Annotated in this window: 20 protein-coding genes and 1 pseudogene; 7 read left to right on the forward strand and 14 right to left on the reverse strand. The window is 52.3% G+C overall.

Annotated features, from left to right (window positions below):
• Positions 1–114 precede the first annotated feature (114 nt).
• On the forward strand, positions 115–597 hold the full coding sequence (locus KT71_RS15970) for a BLUF domain-containing protein (protein ID WP_008294319.1): 483 nt from the start codon (positions 115–117) through the stop codon (positions 595–597).
• A gap of 507 nt (positions 598–1,104) precedes the next feature.
• On the forward strand, positions 1,105–1,614 hold the full coding sequence (locus KT71_RS20225) for a DUF4112 domain-containing protein (protein ID WP_023660185.1): 510 nt from the start codon (positions 1,105–1,107) through the stop codon (positions 1,612–1,614).
• 68 nt (positions 1,615–1,682) lie between these two features.
• Here KT71_RS20225 and KT71_RS15980 read toward each other — a convergent pair whose 3' ends face one another.
• The 3 genes from KT71_RS15980 to KT71_RS15990 form a co-directional block, all read right to left on the reverse strand.
• Positions 1,683–2,114, reverse strand: a complete 432-nt coding sequence (locus tag KT71_RS15980) for a hypothetical protein (protein WP_169729166.1) — start codon at positions 2,112–2,114, stop codon at positions 1,683–1,685.
• A 267-nt stretch (positions 2,115–2,381) separates the two neighbouring features.
• On the reverse strand, positions 2,382–3,962 hold the full coding sequence (locus KT71_RS15985) for a GTPase family protein (protein WP_008294316.1): 1,581 nt from the start codon (positions 3,960–3,962) through the stop codon (positions 2,382–2,384).
• A complete protein-coding gene (locus tag KT71_RS15990) occupies positions 3,959–5,080 on the reverse strand; it encodes a GTPase domain-containing protein (protein WP_023660188.1) in 1,122 nt (373 codons plus the stop codon). The genes KT71_RS15985 and KT71_RS15990 overlap by 4 nt, the downstream gene beginning before the upstream one ends.
• 822 nt (positions 5,081–5,902) lie before the next feature.
• Here KT71_RS15990 and KT71_RS15995 point away from each other — a divergent pair.
• Positions 5,903–7,090 carry an AI-2E family transporter gene (locus KT71_RS15995; protein ID WP_008294313.1) on the forward strand — a complete coding sequence of 396 codons (1,188 nt, stop codon included), beginning with the start codon at positions 5,903–5,905 and terminating at the stop codon, positions 7,088–7,090.
• A 503-nt stretch (positions 7,091–7,593) separates the two neighbouring features.
• Here KT71_RS15995 and KT71_RS16000 read toward each other — a convergent pair.
• Positions 7,594–8,331, reverse strand: coding sequence for a Crp/Fnr family transcriptional regulator (locus KT71_RS16000; RefSeq protein ID WP_008294312.1), 738 nt, complete (start codon positions 8,329–8,331; stop codon positions 7,594–7,596).
• Between the two features lie 404 nt (positions 8,332–8,735).
• On the opposite strand from KT71_RS16000, the gene KT71_RS21425 reads away from it, so the two are divergent.
• Both KT71_RS21425 and KT71_RS20235 read left to right on the forward strand, forming a co-directional pair.
• On the forward strand, positions 8,736–8,912 hold the full coding sequence (locus KT71_RS21425) for an entericidin A/B family lipoprotein (protein WP_023660189.1): 177 nt from the start codon (positions 8,736–8,738) through the stop codon (positions 8,910–8,912).
• A 110-nt stretch (positions 8,913–9,022) separates the two neighbouring features.
• The gene (locus tag KT71_RS20235) at positions 9,023–9,190 is read left to right on the forward strand and encodes a DUF1328 domain-containing protein (protein ID WP_008294311.1); all 168 of its coding nucleotides are present in this window, start codon (positions 9,023–9,025) and stop codon (positions 9,188–9,190) included.
• A gap of 90 nt (positions 9,191–9,280) precedes the next feature.
• On the opposite strand, the gene KT71_RS19840 is transcribed toward KT71_RS20235, so the two are convergent.
• The 5 genes and pseudogenes from KT71_RS19840 to KT71_RS20930 all read right to left on the reverse strand — a co-directional run bounded on the left by KT71_RS19840 (position 9,281) and on the right by KT71_RS20930 (position 12,084).
• Positions 9,281–9,778, reverse strand: a complete 498-nt coding sequence (locus KT71_RS19840) for an AAA-type ATPase lid domain-containing protein (protein ID WP_491844273.1) — start codon at positions 9,776–9,778, stop codon at positions 9,281–9,283.
• Positions 9,779–9,793: 15 nt separating this feature from the next.
• A pseudogene (locus KT71_RS19845) lies at positions 9,794–10,471 on the reverse strand (sigma-54 factor interaction domain-containing protein); the annotation flags it as partial.
• A 24-nt stretch (positions 10,472–10,495) separates the two neighbouring features.
• Positions 10,496–10,777: a hypothetical protein gene (locus KT71_RS16015; RefSeq protein WP_008294308.1), complete on the reverse strand. Its 282-nt coding sequence runs from the start codon at positions 10,775–10,777 to the stop codon at positions 10,496–10,498.
• A gap of 444 nt (positions 10,778–11,221) precedes the next feature.
• A complete protein-coding gene (locus KT71_RS16025; protein ID WP_040362427.1) occupies positions 11,222–11,620 on the reverse strand; it encodes a hypothetical protein in 399 nt (132 codons plus the stop codon).
• 74 nt (positions 11,621–11,694) lie between these two features.
• Entirely contained in the window at positions 11,695–12,084 is a 390-nt protein-coding gene (locus KT71_RS20930; protein ID WP_008294305.1) for a hypothetical protein, read from the reverse strand.
• 519 nt (positions 12,085–12,603) lie between these two features.
• On the opposite strand from KT71_RS20930, the gene KT71_RS21250 reads away from it, so the two are divergent.
• The gene (locus tag KT71_RS21250; RefSeq protein ID WP_008294304.1) at positions 12,604–12,735 is read left to right on the forward strand and encodes a hypothetical protein; all 132 of its coding nucleotides are present in this window, start codon (positions 12,604–12,606) and stop codon (positions 12,733–12,735) included.
• A gap of 181 nt (positions 12,736–12,916) precedes the next feature.
• Positions 12,917–14,230: a mechanosensitive ion channel family protein gene (locus KT71_RS16040; RefSeq protein ID WP_023660194.1), complete on the forward strand. Its 1,314-nt coding sequence runs from the start codon at positions 12,917–12,919 to the stop codon at positions 14,228–14,230.
• 74 nt (positions 14,231–14,304) lie between these two features.
• On the opposite strand, the gene KT71_RS16045 is transcribed toward KT71_RS16040, so the two are convergent.
• From KT71_RS16045 to KT71_RS16065, 5 genes are all read right to left on the reverse strand, one after another.
• A complete protein-coding gene (locus KT71_RS16045; protein WP_008294301.1) occupies positions 14,305–15,705 on the reverse strand; it encodes a TrkH family potassium uptake protein in 1,401 nt (466 codons plus the stop codon).
• Positions 15,706–15,801: 96 nt separating this feature from the next.
• Entirely contained in the window at positions 15,802–15,960 is a 159-nt protein-coding gene (locus KT71_RS20240; protein ID WP_008294300.1) for a YqaE/Pmp3 family membrane protein, read from the reverse strand.
• A 54-nt stretch (positions 15,961–16,014) separates the two neighbouring features.
• The gene (locus tag KT71_RS16055; RefSeq protein WP_023660195.1) at positions 16,015–16,413 is read right to left on the reverse strand and encodes a SpoIIAA family protein; all 399 of its coding nucleotides are present in this window, start codon (positions 16,411–16,413) and stop codon (positions 16,015–16,017) included.
• A 249-nt stretch (positions 16,414–16,662) separates the two neighbouring features.
• Positions 16,663–17,964: a sigma-54 interaction domain-containing protein gene (locus KT71_RS16060; RefSeq protein ID WP_169729168.1), complete on the reverse strand. Its 1,302-nt coding sequence runs from the start codon at positions 17,962–17,964 to the stop codon at positions 16,663–16,665.
• Positions 17,965–18,337: 373 nt separating this feature from the next.
• The gene (locus KT71_RS16065) at positions 18,338–18,532 is read right to left on the reverse strand and encodes a hypothetical protein (RefSeq protein ID WP_008294297.1); all 195 of its coding nucleotides are present in this window, start codon (positions 18,530–18,532) and stop codon (positions 18,338–18,340) included.
• Positions 18,533–18,749: the final 217 nt, after the last annotated feature.

Below are 18,749 nucleotides of genomic sequence, written 5' to 3' on the forward strand. Positions count from 1 at the left end.
CCCAAGGACAAACCACGCGTTGCGAACATCATTCCGATAAATGCGCTATTCTGGGAATCTCAAGCGGCTGTTCTGGCCCTCCCCCCAAAGTAAAAAGTAAAGAGAGCAAGCTGTATGTTCGACGAACCTGGCTTTCCCCTCGACGCGGACCTGGGGGACGCTGCGACGGCCCTCGAGACCTTCGTGTACTGCAGCCGAGCATCGGAAGGGGTTGGGGACGACGAGGTCGACCGCATTATTGAGTTCTCTCAACGTCGCAATGCCGCCCGAAGGGTCACGGGGATGCTGGCCTTCGGCAACGGCGTCTTCTTCCAATGGGTGGAAGGACCGCCCAAGGAAATACAGGATCTGATCACGAGCCTCCATGGTGACTCACGGCACCACGACGTTGTCGAACTGGAGCGAAGCGCTGACATGCGCGAGCGTCTGTACCCGGGATGGGAAATGGAGCGCGTCGAGGCCGACGAGATTCGCGCGGTGCTCCTCGACGCCCTAGAGAGCACCGAGGATAAAAACAACGTCGCCGCCCTAAAACGTATCCTCGAACATGTGGATGCGGGGCCGCTGGCTTCCCTTTCGCGATTTAAATCAGGCTAATCGATACGGTCGCCATTCCGCGGCAACGCCGCGTGTAAGGAGCGCTCGTCGTTTGTTCGAACAGCACCGGCATTGGCCGCTACCCCAGCCACTTACCGCTCCGATGACATTATAGTAGCCACCCTCAGGCATGACTTTGAAAAAACTTCCTGTGCGAGTGTAAAGCGCATGATCAGGTAGCGCGGTATCGGCAAATCAGAACGGGAAATCAAAGCTATGCACAAAGTGCAACGGGAGATCGCTATACCTCTCCCCCTCCCCCCCCCTCAACGCGGCGCCTGAGCTCAACATCGATGAAACAGCAAGCCTATACCTCCGTCGGCGGTTTTGTGCGAAGAATCACAGAATGCTTCTCACCAATATCCCGCCTTAGCGGTTGATATTGCCAGAGCGTCCGAAAATGGCGAGCCTGTCGTCTTGGCACTGACTTTGCAGCTGGCTAATACAAAAACAGGTCCAATGCAAAAGCTTAACTTGTAAACCTTAAAAAAAACCGAGACGCCCAGTATGAGCACTGAAATACGAACCGTGAATATCCAATCCCGCCATGGCCCTGCGCGACAGAAGAGAGAAGTACAGAGACTTCGAAAACTGGCCACAAAACTCGATAGTGCGATTACACTGCCCGGCGGGTATCGTATTGGTTTTGATGGTTTGCTTGGTCTAGTGCCCATCGTGGGTGATGGGGTCTCGGCTATTATATCTTTATTTATAGTCTATCGAGCGGCGCAACTTGGGGCTTCTTTTCTACAGCTAACGCGAATGCTTCTTAACGTCTTCGTTGAGACCCTCATTGGTGTCATCCCCCTCGTCGGCGACTTATTTGATTTTGTCTGGAAAGCAAACGAAAAAAATGTGGCCATACTGGAACGTCATTTGTCAGCGACGCGAGTCGCCAGCACAGCGAATGCTCGTCTTTCCGGGGCCTTTGTTCTGCTCATCAGTATCGTAATTGTGATAGCAGGGGGATTTGTGGTTGGCGCGACAGCATTTCTTTTAAGCTTACTCATAGCGTAAGCTGGAAAAAAAAAGCAGTGCCTTCGCACTGCTTTTTCTCGTACCGAGATAATAAGGACGAACTGCAATTACAAAGTGCTGTCTGCCGCTTCCTCGATTTCTTCGCGAGCATCGTCGGCGGCATCCGCAATAGCATCGGAACTATCGTCGGCTGCGTCGGCAGCTTCATCGACAGCGTCCTCTGTGGCGTCAGCGATGTCATCACCGGCGTCACCAATCTTGTCTTCAGCGTCGTCTGCCATGTCCGCAACGCCATCTTTGATATCTCGGGCTTTGTCTCCTACGGCGTCAGCACCCTCTTCGACTGCTTCACCGGTCTCATCTGCCCAGTGCTTAACTGACTCAGCGGACTCCTCGTAAGCTTCACCGATTTTGTCTCCGGCACGTTCCATAGGGTCGTCGTCTGCAGATGCAGTCACTGCCGTGACGAGAATACCTGCCGTAGCAACTCCTCGAATAAGTCCTGAGTAAATCGCTGAGCGCGTAAAATTCTTCATCATCGTCTCCTTTGTTGGGATTGAAGGTCGAGACCTATTTCACCAGCTTGTGTGCCTAGAATCTGGTCTCTCAACAAGTAGTAAGCACAGAGCGTGCCATGCCAAACTCAAAAATTCGCAAAGGCTTGTCAAGCCAGTCGGCCAGTGGCATGCAAGATCTAAAATGTTTCAGCGCGCTGCGAATTTTTGTTCGTACCGCCGCATTAGGTCAAAAAACGAGAAAAAAAGACTATAGGCTCAGTAATATTTACCAATCACAGAAGCGAACTTTCAGGAGCGCGATTGTTTCCACTGCCTCCAGCGCTGTCCGTAACGCGCGACCACCGGCTTACCTAACCATCGACCGGCGCGAAGGGCGCTCTTTAGTGAACCTGTGGTTGAAAATGCAGTTTGAGCAGCTTGAGTGCGCAGGCGATTGAGCTGAATGCCGCGAGCCCTTTGGGCTGACTCAGCCAGTAGGCCAGATAGGACATCAATATTGTAAAACTCGATGTTTTCACTGACGGCAATGGGGACTGCGCGACAGGCCGCTCCCGCGTCGACGACCTCACGGAGGTACTCAATAGCGTCACGCATCGCCTTTGCTTTAGCCGATGGACAAGTGTCTAAGTTATAGGGTGGTTGCCACTCCGTCGACGGACTCAGCCTGTCATTGTGCGTGGTGACGAGCACAACCTCGGGCTTTGTACGATCCATCCGCTGTTCAAAGTAAGCCCTCCATGCTTTAGTGAAGCGATACTCAGGCTCTTTATTTGGCTGATTTGCAGCCGACACAATTATCACAAGGTCAGCGTTGACAGCTGTTTGCAGATTGAGTTGCAACGCTTGCTCTGATCCATCCAATCCCATCGAGTCTATGAGTTCGATCTCGGTCCCATTGGGCAGTTCACAGAGGAAAGCGGTGGGTGCTGTTTTGCAGGGCAAGGCGTCTACTTCTGAGACGTAGGTATTTTTCAAAGCGTTGGTGAGCGTCGATTTACCCGCATTAACCTGTCCGACGAGTATCACTCTGGGAGGCGGCAAGACCGGATCCAGGACAGGCCTGCTAGTCCCCTTTATGTGATGCTGCAGCTCTTCATCGGATATCCGCAAGCGACCGGAGTAGAGGTCGATAGCTACCTGCGTTACCTCTTCAAAAAGAACTCGTAATAAGCCGTTCCGTGCCGAGAGGGATAGATCACCAAGGAAAGCGTCCATTGCGTGGCCTCGCACCTCGCTAGCAACGCTACCAATTGGATTGAGGCCTGCGCGCAGAACTCGCCAGATTTTGTAGGCCCCTTCGTATCGCCCGTACCAGCGAGTACCGGAGTTGTAGATATGGCGCGCTTTACCGAGGGTCAGCTGCCGCGCGACGGGAAAATGCAGCAGGACAAGTCGCCGATACTCCCTGCTTAGAACCTCTGTAACCAAAAGGGCCTCGGGAAGCGTAAAACTTAAAAGAGGGTCGTCATCCGAATAGCGCGACGCTACCAATTTCCATTGTTCCAACGCGGCTTGCTCTAGATCCTGATAACTCGAAATCTGATTGATTCGTGTTTCGAGAGACAAGAGGGCCTCTTTCCATACGCTCTTATCAAAGTCCGACCATTCTCGCTTGATCTCCAGGTATTGGGGTGCCGTAGTGTCCTCGTCGGTTTCGACGGGCTTGTTTGGTTTGGGACTCATAACAATGAGCGGGATGGCAGTCAATGCAATGCCGAAGAAAAACCACAGTAGCCAACCCTCGCGCCAAAGGAAGTACACGCCTACGCACGACAGTGTCAAAACGGGTATCGCAAGTCCCAGCACGGCGGCGGAGTACCAGTAGAAACGGGATCTGAGCGCGAACAATGAGCCAAAAGGGGTCTTCATACCGACGAAGTGCTCGGCCGTCGCGATGAATTCAAGCCCTTGTTCATGAGCGCCTCGCGGTACATGGCCTTTAGATGGTGAGTATCAACTTCGCGTTGATGTAGCTTGGCAAAGAGATAGTAAAAGAGGCTGCGCCCGAGGGCAAAAGTGCTGGCATATGTAGTGGTTGCTGCAACCGCGGTCCCGACCGTCTGACCCCATCCCGGTATCGCTTTTATTAACTGACGCTCTCCCAAGTGGAGAGCGTACTTCATGGCAAACGCCCCGCCGAGCATCGCGAGGAACTCAGCAAAAAGGCGCTGGCTCCAAGCCATATTGCACTGACCTACTACCCAGTGCATCATCTTTCCCTGAATTGTAGGAACAGCGACCAAGCCCGCGATCGGAAGGGTGTCGCTTGCAGCCGCCGCAGTCGCATAGCCTTGAATTTTATCGCGAATCTGATCGAAAGCGTGTTTTTCGCGTTGGCGAAAGCGCGTTTCCTCAAAAACGGCACCAGCCCAAGGCACGAAGCTCTGCAGTAATTTGTCCAGCGAATCGCTGCCTGGTGATGTGCGGTCATGGGGATCCGCAAGGTTCACCAAGCAGTGAGCCACCTCCTCTCCCCAAGCCTTACTGATCATTTCTTGCGATGAACGAAAAAGCCTTAAACGAGTGCGGTCATCGTCAATTTCATCCGAGTGGGTATAAATCACACAAACCTTTCTGTTCAGAGATCGACGCTCAATTTTTCGTAATGCACCCAGGATGTCAGCAACGGGCTGCTGCATCGCATCACTAAGATTAACGACGATGATCACCGCGTGGCTCAGGCTGCTGAGCGTTCGTAGCTCGACATCAGCGTCGAAGCCCGCCTCTCCAATCCCGCGTGTGTCCAAGAAACGTAACAAGGGCGATGACTCTGGCACGTCGTATCGCGCGGTCCGTAGTGTGCAAGGCCGAACTCCGGTCCCTAGCTCGGCGGATGAACTCATGGTCAGTTTCTGTATCAGCGATGACTTACCCGCACCACTTTTTCCTATTAACCAAATTGTCGCTACATCTGATGCAACTGATCGCAGGTCGTCTGATGGTTCCGTTCGGTTTGTGCTTCGGGCTGTCTCACTGGGATTGTTCATCTCTGTGGTTAGACCTCGAGAAATTACAGTAACAGGAGATAGTAACTAGCGAAATACGTGCCACCTCCATTATGGCGGCCCCATGGTCTCTTCACCGAACAGGAGATACGCGCTTTAGATCAGGCATTTCCACACCCTGTCTTTGCCTCGCACTGGATCGAAATGACCGAGTTTGGCATCGCGATGCGCCAGCACACGCGAATGACTCGCTGGTTCGCTGCTGGCGATCTTTTTGCAAAATCTTGAAAGAGTCACAAAGGAAGTGGACGCAGAAAGGTTTACCAGACGCAAGGGATTACAGAATTCACTACCCTGCCGCAGTGGTGCGCCACGGAGAACGAGTTAATCGAGGGTGATTCCGTTTAGTTGGGCGACGCTTAATCCAGGTGACCAATAGGAGGTGCTCAATATTGACCCGACGATAAAATAGGGAGCTGGGGGAGCAGGGCGTAAGGCGCTCTGGAGCGCGTCTGCCCCCTTAGTTTATGGCGATTAGTGTCGTGTCACCCACGGAACGGCAGTAATCGATCAAGCGTCGGTCCATCCAGCCCGGAAGGTCACGCAAGATTGGAGTGCCTCTCCGTCAGCTCAAGTGATCCGACGTTTTCTACCGACTGATGCAAGTCTTGCAAACTGCGAGGCAATTTTTTCCGGTCAATGCTTTCTTCGGTGACAGTGCGCCTCCCAAACCGCTGCAGTCGCAGAATGGCACAAAGTCTGCATAGAGACATTGGCGCTTTGATGAGTTAGTGCTTCGCGATGGCGCTGAACACCACCCAAACCAGCCAAAAAGGCCGAAACCCAAAAGGATCTTGATTTTCCATGAGCGTCGCAGAAACCAATCGCCGGCCTGATATTGAAATTGCTGACAAAGCGGGCGTGTCCTCGGAAGCAGCGCTTCTAGACGCGTCTGACGAGGGCAGCTCAATGCTCAGAATAGATGATTCGCAGAGTGCGAGTACAAACGCTCTGGAAGCTTTAATACTTCCTTTGCGAGTGCTCGCCTTGCTAGCCGTGCTAGGCGCCTTGGTGGTTGGCGAGAGCGTTTTCATTCCCCTTGCATTGGCGGTGTTGGCAAGTCTCGCGCTCCGCCCTATCGTGCGCTCAGTGCACGCAACGGCCGGAGTGCCGGCACCTCTCACGGCAGCCTTAATCGTTAGCATCATTACAGTGCTTCTCGTATCTGGGTTGTATTCCCTTGGCGAGCCTGCAAAAGAATGGTTGAAAGAGGCGCCGAATGCCTTGAGAGCCCTGCAGCGTCAGGCTTCGGAAGTGCGTGGCCCCCTGGAGGACATGCGCGAGACTAGAGCGGTGATCACGGATCTAAGCAACGGCAGTGCGAAGGGCAAAACAGAAATCTTTGTCAACTCGGAAAGCGTGGTCGAGCAGAGTGTAATGATGAAAACAAGCGAGGGCTTTGCTTATTCTGTGGCAACGCTTGTTATGTTGTTTTTTATCCTCGGCTGGGGTGACAGGCTGTTTCGCAATGCCATTGCATTGCTTCCCGGCTTCGCTGAACGTCGCGGAGCAGTCCAGGTCGCTCAGGCAATCGAAAGCGCTATTGGTCGTTATCTGTTGATGATTACGCTGATCAACAGTTGCCTTGGATTTGCAGTGGCTGCTCTGTCTTACTTCATCGGACTGCCGAATCCCGTTTTGTGGGGAGTCGTCGCGGCGCTCCTAAATTATATGCCGTATATTGGCGCTGCAATAACCACCCTTGTGCTACTCGCTGTGTCACTCATATCCCAGCCTCTCGAGTTTCCGATACTGACGGCGCCGTTAGCCTTTCTCGTTCTCACGACGTTTGAGGGTTATATCGTAACGCCTTATGCCGTTGGGAGGAGTCTTACCCTAAATCCCTTGATTGTGTTTTTTTCGCTCCTCGTTTGCTTCTTTCTATGGGGCGGCATAGGCGCCTTACTCGCTGTGCCGATTTTGGTGTCTTTTAAAGTTGCGTTAGAGGGTAGTGGTCGCTCCGCGTCACTCGCAGCTCGGACTTTAAGCTAACACCTCCAGCATTCAGGCGTGGTTAGCCCTATGGTAGGACGCTTCGGCCGGGTTCGGGTTTCCAGCTTCAAGCCAGCAATCCTGGAGTCTGAAAGCAGTGCAAAGTCATGGCGTAGCGAACCCCGCAGCCCACGATCCCAAAGCAGAGCGGATATCGCCGCATTAACTGTCGAAAAAAATTGAAACAACCTAAAAGGGATGTCATTGAGCGATCAGGTGGTCCTGAGGCCGCAGAGGGCGCGGAATTAACAATGCTAAAACGCGGGGGCTTAGCGACGCTCTCGAAACGTTCAGGTCCTGCGACAAGCCAAACATGCGCTGCGAACCCAAAGCACGACGCGAAGGTCGAACCCCGCGCCCGCCTAGACGTAAGTATATTGGATGCCAGGTCGCGCACAAATCAAAGCGCGCACCAGAGGACTAAAGCACCTAAAAGCACTTGGCAATGCCGTGACTGAGATGGGGAGCGCTTCTTGCCGCGCCAAAACGTTGTGCGTCGCGGGTCAGCTACTCGGAAACCAGCTGGTATCAAGATGCTGGTGTCGATTTTCATAATCGCACAAGTCGATCAAACGTTCCTCGTCGGCAAGCGTTAACTTACCGGCCCCACGTTTGATGAGGTTTTTAGCCTCCATCGCGCGCAACGTTCGGCTAACCGTGACGTTTGTTAAGCCCAGCGCATCACCCAGATCCTGCTGTGTTAGTGGCATGTTCATCGTAATCGTCATGCTCGAATTCGTGATTCGCAGACGATCGGGCGTATTCAGAAAAAGATACGCCAAACGTCCCGAAGGCTTAAGACTGCTTGTTGCCCTCAGTCGATCCGTTAGGATTATTTGCTCTCGGGATGTCAAGGTAAAAAGAAGTGCAGCAAGTCGAGGTGACTGTAAGAAGATTTTTTCAAATGCGCTCTTCGGAAAAGGGCACAGTACAGCTTTGTTCACGGCACGCACGTCGGTGGAAAAACGGCTGAAAGCCAGAGTGGAGAGCCCTAGGATATCCCCTGCATGATAAAAGCGTGTGATGTGTCGTCCACCTTCGGGTAGATGGGAGTAGCCGATAAGCCAACCCGTCTTGACTACATAGAGGTTCCGGATTTTATCGCCAGAGCGATACAGGAGCTCATCGGCAGCAAAATCCTGTTCCGTCTTTTCTATGTTCGCCAGCAGCTGCTTATCGGCTGCACTCAGGTTCACGTAGTGCGAAAGCTTTGAAACCAGACAACTGTCGTGATCAGCCATGCGAACTTTACCTAAAACAACCGTAATGCCATTTTTGCGATGTTATGGAAGCACCCAGTAGTCTTCTCCCAACCGCGGTAATCTCAATGGTACATCTTGCTTGTAAAAACGTCTCCGCAATTGCTCATTTTACAAACAGCTGAAATATTCTTAGATGCGGAGCGTTAAAGGTTGCCTTTACGGTAGCGTCTCATCCTCCCTGCGACACCTTCCTCTCAGGGCTCAGGAAAACGGAAGACCCGCAAAAAGCTTCTGTTTAACAGATACTTACCAGAAATTCGCTGTTCGTAACTACAGTCTCTGGAGAGTCTTAATGAAAACTTTATCCAGCAACCCACCGATTGGCACGTTGTATGCTTCAGTAAGTGCAATTCATCAAGATCATAGCGAGGAGCGAAAAGCGTATGAAAAGTCGAAAAGTTAAAAGTCGTTTTCAATGGGTCGGGCGTAGAGTCGTCACGCCACTTCGCATTGTGATCACTTGTGCGGCCATCACGGGTCTGAGCGCCTGTAACACTGTAGAAGGGGTGGGTGAAGACGTAGAACGGGCGGGCGAAGCCGTGCAAGACGCGACTCGGTAAATTAAGTCTCCAATGGAATATGTTGAATAGCAGTAACTTGTCGTCGATTTTGGAAAGCGTAGGCGACCGAAGAAAATCGGAGTTCGAAATCTAGCTAAGAGGAGATTATTATGATTGGTTGGGCGGTAACATTTTTGATTATAGCGTTGGTAGCCGGCTTATTAGGCCTGTCCGGAATCGCCGCAGCAGCGGTCGATATTGCGTGGATCCTATTCGTTGTTGGGCTCGTCTTGTCCATCATATTCTTCGTGATAGGACGCGGCCGTAGGAATTTGTAGGCCCTAGAAAATTGTAGTTTGAACTAAGTGGTGCCGAGGAACCTGCTCTCCTGGCCTCTGAAGAGGGTGCTGTGGGAAATGCGGCTTACCTCAGGCTGAGCGGGCGTGCAAGGTGACAGTGTCGTTTCCGACATTTGTCCCTTCCACGCCACGTTCGGCTTGCCTATCTTGGTAAAGCTTTAGGCGGCTATACAGCGTCTTAAGACTTATACCAAGGAGTTTGGATGTGGAGGCCTTGTCGCCTTGCTGGGCGCGCAACGTTTCGAGGATAATAATTTTCTCGCATTGAGCCAAAGACGTGCCCAAACGCAGATTCAGCGCTCTCCGAGATACTGACGATACTATTTTGGCTGTGATGTCACTGTCCAACAGAAGGCTACCCGGCGTAACCGTCTGGTCCGAGAGAATGTAAGCCCGTTCGACACTATGCCTTAGTTCACGCACGTTTCCAGGCCATGGGTAGTCAGAAATAAGCGTCAAGGTGTCTTCATCAAAACTAACGGCAGTATCGTGCTTATCGTTGAGTTGCATCAGAAAAAGGTTGGCGAGACCTCTGACATCGGTGCCTCTCTCACGAAGGGTTGGCACGGTTATAACAATGTGAGCTAAGCGATAAAACAAGTCCGCGCGCAGACGCCCATCATCAACGGCGATCCGAGGATCGCGGTTTGATGCTGCAATCACCCTGACGTCTACGCTCATTGGGGTAACCGAACCCACTCTTCTTATCTAGCCGTTCTCGAGTACTCGAAGTAGCTTCGCTTGAAGCTCGGTCGACATCTCCGTGATCTCATCAAGAAATAATGTGCCTCCGTGCGCGCGCTCAAAGAAGCCCAAGTGCCGCTTTTGAGCACCGCTGAAGCTCCCTTTCTCATGACCGAACAGCTCGCTTTCAATCAGGTTTTCGGCGAGCGCGGCACAGTTCAAGGTTAGATAGGCATGTTGGGAGCGCGCCGAGACTGTATGCAAGGTTTTGGCGATCAGCTCCTTTCCCGTGCCCCTCTCGCCAATGATGAGAGCGGTGGTGTCGGTCCGGACCAAATTTTCGAGAAAGTCGAAACAACTCACGCATGGGACCGAGGACCCCCGAATCAATCCAAACTGGTCTAGCGATGGGCTCGCCATAAATTTTCGGTTGCGCCTACTCGAGGACCCCCGCTCCTCGTACACATCGCCAAGCAATTCGCGGACGTTCTCGGCTGAAAAAGGTTTGCAAAAATAGTGACTAATCCCCGCTCGTACGCAGTGCTCAGCAACTACCGGCTCGTCATGCTCAGCCATGACAAAAATCTCAGCTTGATCGAGTCATTGATTCGCCAGAAGAAATAATAGCGGGGGGCCGAGAGCAGCATCGAGAAATGCCACATCAAAGTGTTCAGCATCGACCACAGCTAAGGTTTCTTCATTGCTCTTTAGTTGAGCGTTAAGGTGGACGGCTACACTAAAACCTACATCCACACAAACTCCTCTCAAAGCGGTTGCATGCGCGAAATCTGCATCAATGATTAAACACGCGGGCTTGGCAGGCATTCTCTGGTCCACAACATCAAGGGGAAGATGGTGTGCTTGCCAATCGACGACAGTCACCCGATAGATGTTCCCCTGACCGCGCTTCGCGCGCCTTAACTCAAAGCAAAAGCCAATGCGGCAGCTTAGAGACCCAAATCATTGCCAATATCCCCTGTATGCACGCTGTCGGATGGGCTGATGTTGACGCATGCCACCCCTAAACATCGCTTAGCGCGCTTTTTAGAGTGAGAGCGCGTGCCCCGAGAGATAATAGCGACGTGAGTGACGGCACTCCCTTGCCTTTCATTGCGGGTCGCGATGCGGCTAAGACAAAGCCAAGACTCGCGCTGGCTGCCAAGCTGGACGGCTGTGCCACGCGCTTAGACAACGTGGCGCTCGCCATGTGTCTCACAGCCTGCTGATCGCGCTTGAGCCTAAGTTTGGACTCCTCAACTTTACTCCTTAATCGCTCTCGCTCATTCTCAGGGTGCGAAAGAAGCCACTGTCCGATTTGCGAGAATTTCATGCTTTGTTTTCCCTGGTGCGGACGTTGGTAGACACCCCAGTTTTGATTGCTGCGCCTATTCTGTCTCGCACCACAGTGCGCAACACCCAGCTAACCGCAGCTCCTGTAGCCGATGCACACAGAGTCAGTGCGCTAACCGAGGTCGCCGTCGCCGATATGTCGATTACCATCAATCCCACAGCAGTGAATGCGGAGATCCAAGCAATCGCGACGAAAAGAGCAAACATCACATTGAGCGCGACAAACACGCCCGCCGCGTTGACCGCGGTGCGAACTTCGAAGATCGCGAGTGCTGCATAGTCTCCCGCAAGCTCCGAGACTGCGACCATCCACTCTTCCATGGCCGCGCGGAAGCCGCCATCATCACCTGGCCTCCCAGCATGCTGCCCCGTCAAGTCTGGGTCATTCTTAGGTCCGGGGACAGTTCCGCCACCTGACGGTGGCGGCGTTGCCAACGTTTCCACGCCGACTATTTGCGAAGCAGGGTAGCGGCGAGGGCACCAACGCCAAAGGCGATCGCCAGCGATTGTACGGGTCTCTCCTCAACATATTGCATCGCGCTGTTTTTGAATTGGCCAGCCACGTCTTGCACCTGGTGAGTCGCTTCTTCACCTTTCTCACCCAATTGCGATGCTTGCTCTCGTAGCAACTGCTCTGTGCTCGATGCTCTTTCTTCGAACGCATCGATAGCCGTGTGGGCGGCGGCGGCAACCTTGGCCGTGGTGCTACCTTCACTTGCATCTGAGCGATTTACCGAAGCTGTGAAGGGAGCAGTCGTGGAAGCTTGCTCCGGATTCGCACCCGCTTTCGTTACGTTCTGATCGATGTGTTTACTGACGCCAGCTTTTAAATCACTCATACCTTTCCTCCTAAAAAGATTGTCAAATTGCATGCGCCCATGTTTATTGCGCCGTGTCCTAATCGCTCACCAGGGTCGCTCACAAATACTCCAAGCATCAACCGTGCCACAGACCTTCCATTCCCCAATTCCAGCGTCTTCTCAGACCCTGCGTCGGCCTAAGAAACGCTATTCCATCGTGATCAATGGAAAAATATTCTTCTCAAAAACCCAATCTTACAAAGGTGGTCCGACTGCGAGGCGTGCTGGAGGAACGATTCACCTGGGTGTGACCCTGCTATCAACCTGGCATAAGTTTTGCGTCATAGAGCGCTGCAGGGCTGCGGTGGGCGGAACATAACCAATCAGTCAAGCCGGCCACATCAACATCATAGTAAAAGAGGCTAGAGATTAATGGACCCCTCTCGGAACGACCAGGGCATAAAGGTAACGTTCGAAAAACCCGTACCACTGTTGGGCTTACATGCGCAACATCTTGGATTCGTTCGACGCTGTCGCCTTACCAAAAAAGCATGCGTTGTGGACGCATTAGAGTTGCAGACGAGCTGGCAGAGCATTGAGATTGACCGGTCTGCGGTAAGCTATGACAGTGAGCAGGGTGTGTTCAAACTGTTGAAGGGTGACGCACTGGTTCGTAACGTTGACTGGTGATTGTAGCGTGGTTAGGCACCGCCGCCCTGAAACACTAAACCACCGCTGGCGCGGCAGGGGCTTCTGCCATGCGTTATTTGCCTTGGGGGCGCCTTGGGTTTGCGCCACGTCTCACGCTCAGCTCGACATAGACGTATCGGAAGGCCTAAACATTACCGAAAACGTTACGGCACCTTCTAAGGTGAACATCCTTCCGGACGCTGGTGACGCGGACATAGCACAACGCTTGGTCAAGATACTTGACGCGACCAACTGGTTCGAAGATCCCGGCGTGAGAGTTGATGAGGGCGTCGTATTTCTTTCAGGCACAGCCGAGTCGGCGGCACACTCTGAATGGGCGTCTCAGCTTGCAGCAAGCACTCAGGACGTCGTTGCCGTCGTCAACCACATCGCCCTGAAGACAGCGTCGCCCTGGGACTTCTCAGCTAGCTTTGAGAGCCTTGGTCAAACTTTCGTACATGCGGCTCAGGCAACACCGGCTATCCTGCTCGGGGGAATTCTTCTAATTCTCACTGGGGCGCTTTGTGCCGCGATTGCAAGTGTCGCGCGCAGATCGCTTGCGGGCAAAGTGAGGAGCTTGTTACTTCGCCAGGTACTTGCCCGAGCAATTGCTATTCCAGTATTTTTGGTGGGTCTGTACCTCGTTTTACAGCTCTCCGGACTTACCAGTCTTGCTTTGACAGTTTTAGGAGGTACCGGAATAGTCGGATTGATTATCGGTTTTGGCTTCAGAGATATTGCTGAGAACTTTCTTTCCAGCATACTTATTAGCGCCCAACGTCCTTTTGCGATCGGCGACCTTATTTCCGTTGCCGATCATCAAGGATTCGTGCAAAGAGTAACGACGCGGTCGACCTTATTAATGACCCTGGAAGGCAACCACGTACAGATCCCGAACTCCTCAGTCTACAAAGGGACTATTATCAACTACACAACCAACCCTAAATCCCGTGCAAGCTTTTCGGTGGGCATTGGTTACGCGGATTCGATTCAAACAGCCCAAGCAACTGCAATGCAGGTACTCCGCGAGCATCCGGCTGTTGTCACTGATCCGAAACCCATGGTCCTTGTAGATTCCTTAGGGCCAGCAACCGTCAACCTATCGATTTTTTTCTGGGTCGACATTACCCGCAACAGCCAATTGAGAGTGCTCTCTGCAGTGATTAGATTAACAAAACGAGCTTTTGAGAGGGCAGGCGTGTCGATGCCCGACGAAGCAAGAGAGGTTGTGTTTCCTGATGGGCTACCTATCGATTTACCTTTAGGGCAGCAAACCCCGACGAACACGTCAGCGGCAAAAGTGCCTCTGGATACTCGTGACGTCGAATTAGAAATTACATCGTCAGATAGAGATGACGATAGGAGCGTGAACGACGCGGAGGGAAATCTAGAAGCAGAGTCTGAGGATATATATTCTCAAGCCGCGTTTTCCCGAGTGCCTGAGGCGTCGGGCGCTAACTTGATAGCGGACGTCGACGGCAGCGTAGAAAAGTGAGTGTGACCCCGTCGATCGAAAATTTCCGACCTGCGACCTCTGGCGTCTAAAGCACTGGCGTCTAAGCAATTTGCTCATAGAGCCAGATCTTCCTCAGGTTGTCCCTCGTGATCTGACTCGGGAAGCATGGAAGACAGGGCGAGAGCGACAGTTAGGGGGCCCACCCGCCCTATAAACATCAAAATCATTATCGTCCACCGACCCGCACTACCCAGATCCGCGGTTATCCCCGTAGATAAGCCGACAGTACCCAAGGCAGAAGCCGCCTCGAAGCTCAAGTCTGCAATAGCAATAGAGGGCTCGACAGATAGGAGTGTAAAAGTCCCGACAAAAAGGAACAAAACGTAGAGAGTGATGGCGGCAAAAGCAGCGATGACTCTACGCGTCGGGATTTCGCGGCCGAAAGCGAACACTTGCCCAGGCCGGCGATGACTCAACGCCGTTGTAAGTGTTCCAATACCGGTCATCCATGTTGTCGATTTCAGTCCTCCGCCCGTCCCTGCTGGTGAAGCTCCTAGGGTCATCAATAGCATGAGAAGAAACAGCCCAGAGTGCGCAAACCTACTGACAGGGTAGGTATCAAAGCCTACGGTCGTGAGCGCGGAAGTCGCCTGGAACAGGGCTACCGCTAAATGCTCTTCCGCCGGAAGATTGAAAAGCGCGTTCTCAAAAACGTACAAGACCATGGTCGCGAGCAAAATCGATATCAGCGTAGACATGAGAATGACTTTGCTCGTGAGCGAGAAATGATGGTTAGACCAGTCCTTGATCTTGCTCCAGACGTCATTAAACAGGATGAATCCTAATGCTCCTGCAAGACTTAGGCAGATCACCACTGCATTGACCACGTAGTTGCTCCTGTATTGCTCCAGGCTGTTAGGAAAAATGGAAAAACCTGCAGTACAGAATGCTGATATTGAATGAAAAGCAGCGGCCCAAGCACGGTCGAAAGTTCCGGTCACCTCGGAAAACTGCGTCCATAGGATAATTGCGCCGATAAGCTCAATTAAGACCGTGTAAGCCACAACGCGAATCAAGAAAAGACGCAATGCGAATGTGGGTGGCAGGTGAAATGCCAAGCGCCCGATACGAATGCGGTTGGCCGACAAGCCGTTTCCCATCGTCAAAAGGACGAAGGAACCCAAAGTCATGTAACCTAATCCCCCCGCTTGAATTGCAAGCAATATTGCGAGTTCGCCCCAGAAGCTGTAAGTGTTTCCCACATCAACGGTTGAGAGCCCCGTTGTGCTTACCGCGGAGACTGCGACGAACGCATGATCCAAGCCGGTGGCCGGGTAGGTGCTTTGAGCCGTCGGGAGACTCAGAAACGCGAACAAAACCACCATGTACGCGGCATAACCAATGACTATGCTCCAGACGGGCGGGATGCGCCTCAGCATCCCGCTCAGCAGCCGGCCCAGGCCCATAACAGGCGCCTTAGCCCCACTGGAATGCTTTGGCGCCTTACCGCTCATTTCGTCGTCCGAGCTGCTTTCAGGGGGCCATAGTCAGGTTGACAAGAACGTTGAGACGCATAACTTCGTCAGGCCAAGCTGGTCACCAGGCCACCCCTAACGCCGAGCGATGATCCATACCGCATGAATAATTCCTGGAATGTAGCCCAGAAGTGTGAACAAAATGTTGAGCCAAAATTGTCCTCCAATTCCCACCTGCAGGAAGACGCCAAGGGGTGGCAGAAGAATTGAGAATATAAGACGTATAATGTCCATAGTGATGTCCTTAAACGCGAAGAATAGAGTGAATGCTGGATGTGTCGAGCGTGATTAAGCAGCTTTCTTCGTCAGCGGCTCTTGCGCTCGCAGATGCTCCAACGCGTTATGCTCTGACCCAAAAGCTCGAGCTTTCACAGGCAGAATGTTGTCGAAAAATTCAATCAAAGACTTCGCTGATTCAGGAGCGTATGCGACACAATAATTTCTAACGCTAGTCAGCGCACGAAATTGAGCTTTTATGACTTCCACGTTCAAGCCAGCACCCAACTCCGCGCCCTCGTCGTTCTCGAACGATACGAGCATGTCTACTTTATCCATGCGATCAAACACCTGATTCATTCTTTCAGCCATATCCTCTAGATCTTTACTGGAGATCTCGCCCTTAACTCGAAAGCCATAGACGCCGTGTAGGTGCGTAGCAAATTCTTCGATAGATTGAGTGCGTAACATGTTGTCTCCTCTGCCTGAATTAATGGGTTCATCGTCGCGAAGTGTGTTGTTGTGCACTCAGCGACGTCCACATAGCATGAGCAAAGTCCGGGCCAGTCCGAAGCTAAAAAAAAATACTTTCGCTATTACAAGGACTTAGGGTGGGACCGGCTTTTATAGAAAATACCGAAACCGGAGTTCATGAATAGACCAAGGGAGGTTTTTTACAGACGTTTGCAAAATTTGCATCGCGCTCAGCACGGAGAGTGTTCAGGAGAGGGCAGAATCCAATGACTCGTCGATCACGGAGGACGCAGACGTGTCGTTGTCATAGTCACGGAGGCGATTGTAGAGCGTCTTGACACTCACACCCAAAATTCTCGCTGTTTCTTTTTTGTCGCCGTCATTATGCTTTAAGTTGGCCGTTATGATTTCACGCTCACAGTCTGCTAGGGACATGCCCACCGTTATCGGTATAAGGCCCTCCATTAGACTTACAGGCGTGGCATGAGCGTGAAGAGCAAACGCTGAGGCCTCAACAGTGCTTTCAGAAACAATGTAGGCCCGCTCGATAGAATGTCGTAGCTGGCGCACATTACCTGGCCAATCGTAATTGCTGATCTCCGCCAACGCTTCTTCGCCAAGTTTGATTGATGTACCGTGCTCCTCATTGAGCTGCGCCAAGAAGAAGTGAGCCAGTCCCTTAACATCGCCGCCGCGACGACGAAGGGGTGGCACATGCACAGAGATGTGCGCCAATCGATAATAGAGATCCTCTCGAAGGATCCCCTCTTCTACAGCTAAAAGAGGGTCCCTATTGGTAGCTGCAACAACTCTGACATCGACGCGAATTGGGTCTACGGCACCCACGCGTCGTATCTCCCCACTCTCCAAAGCGCGTAAAAGCTTAGATTGCAGGTCCGGCTGCATCTCGGTGATTTCGTCAAGGAACAAAGTGCCGCCGTGAGCTCGCTCAAAAAAGCCGATGTGCTGTTTGTGGGCCCCGCTGAAGCTTCCTTTCTCATGCCCAAAAAGCTCGCTCTCAATGAGATTCTCCGCCAGTGCAGAACAATTTAGCGTCAAGTAAGGCTGATCTGAGCGATTCGATAGCGTGTGCAAGGTCTCTGCAACCAGCTCCTTGCCCGTGCCACTCTCCCCGACAATCAATACGGTAGTCTCCGTAGGCCCCACTTTGCGCAGCATTCGAAACAGCTTTCGCATAGGGCGCGATGAGCCGCGCATTAAGCCGAATTGGTCCAGAGCAAGATCGGGCTCCACACCCTCCGTAAATGCATTTTGGCTGCTCAGCTCTTCATTAATATCTTCAAGCAAACCAGAGACGCTGACGGCAGCGAGTGGCTTACAAAAATAGAATCCAAAACCTGCGCGAATGCAGGCGTCTGCCAATTGCGGATCATCTTCGCCCGCCATCGCGAACAGTTCGGCGCCGGCCAGTCCGTCGTCACTAAGACAGCTCAACGACGTCAAGCCTAAGCCGGTGTCTAGAAATGCCACATCTACGTCGTCGCATGCAAGAGAAGAAACGAACTCTGGCGATGCGGCTTGATCCACATCGTTTTCGCCATAATGGCGAACTTGCGTCCGATACCCTTTCTCTTTGCACAGGGATGCTATAGCCGCTGCGTGCTCTGGGTCACTGTCTACGATAAGACATAAAGGCTTTGGCATCCGTTCATTCCCTGCGTGCTGATGCGAGGCGAGCGGCTCGCTCGCGGTGTGAATCCTGTCTCCGACGCATCAGCCCTATCGCGCCTATCGCGACACCTGGACCCCGTCGCGCCGAGTGCGCGAATAGATATATTTTCGCGAATATCTACGCGAGCTACGTGATGTCAGATTGTTTCTGTGAATGTTACGGACTAACCACTGCAAAAACTAGAGCGCACCTGCGTGCGCTCTTGTCGCCTGCTGGGGGCTTGTAACGCTAGGAAGTAAACTTATCTTTTAGATCGTTGACTTTATCTTTCACCTTATTCTTCGCATCGGCCGCCTGCTGGTCACTCTCCGCCGCCGCTTTCTTGCGATCAGCTTCAGCCTTTTCAGCCTCTACTTCCTTTTGGATCTCATCGGCTTTACTTTCAACGGATTTCTTCACTGAGTCGGTAATGGAAGAACTCATGCTGTATCTCCTTTCTAGGTTAGGTTAATTAGCAACAGCTCGGTTTCTTTTTCTCGTCCCGACGAAGCTTGTGCGTAGCTGCACCAAGATGTTCGTCACCTTCGAAAATAAGTTCCACTCGAGCGTGCCCACCAATTTAGGAAGCACACGGCATGCCAGTTTTTATTTGCATCCCTTTGAATAATCTAAGCTTATGAAATATATAGCTTATCCTGAT

Source organism: Congregibacter litoralis KT71 (assembly GCF_000153125.2).
GTDB lineage: Bacteria > Pseudomonadota > Gammaproteobacteria > Pseudomonadales > Halieaceae > Congregibacter > Congregibacter litoralis.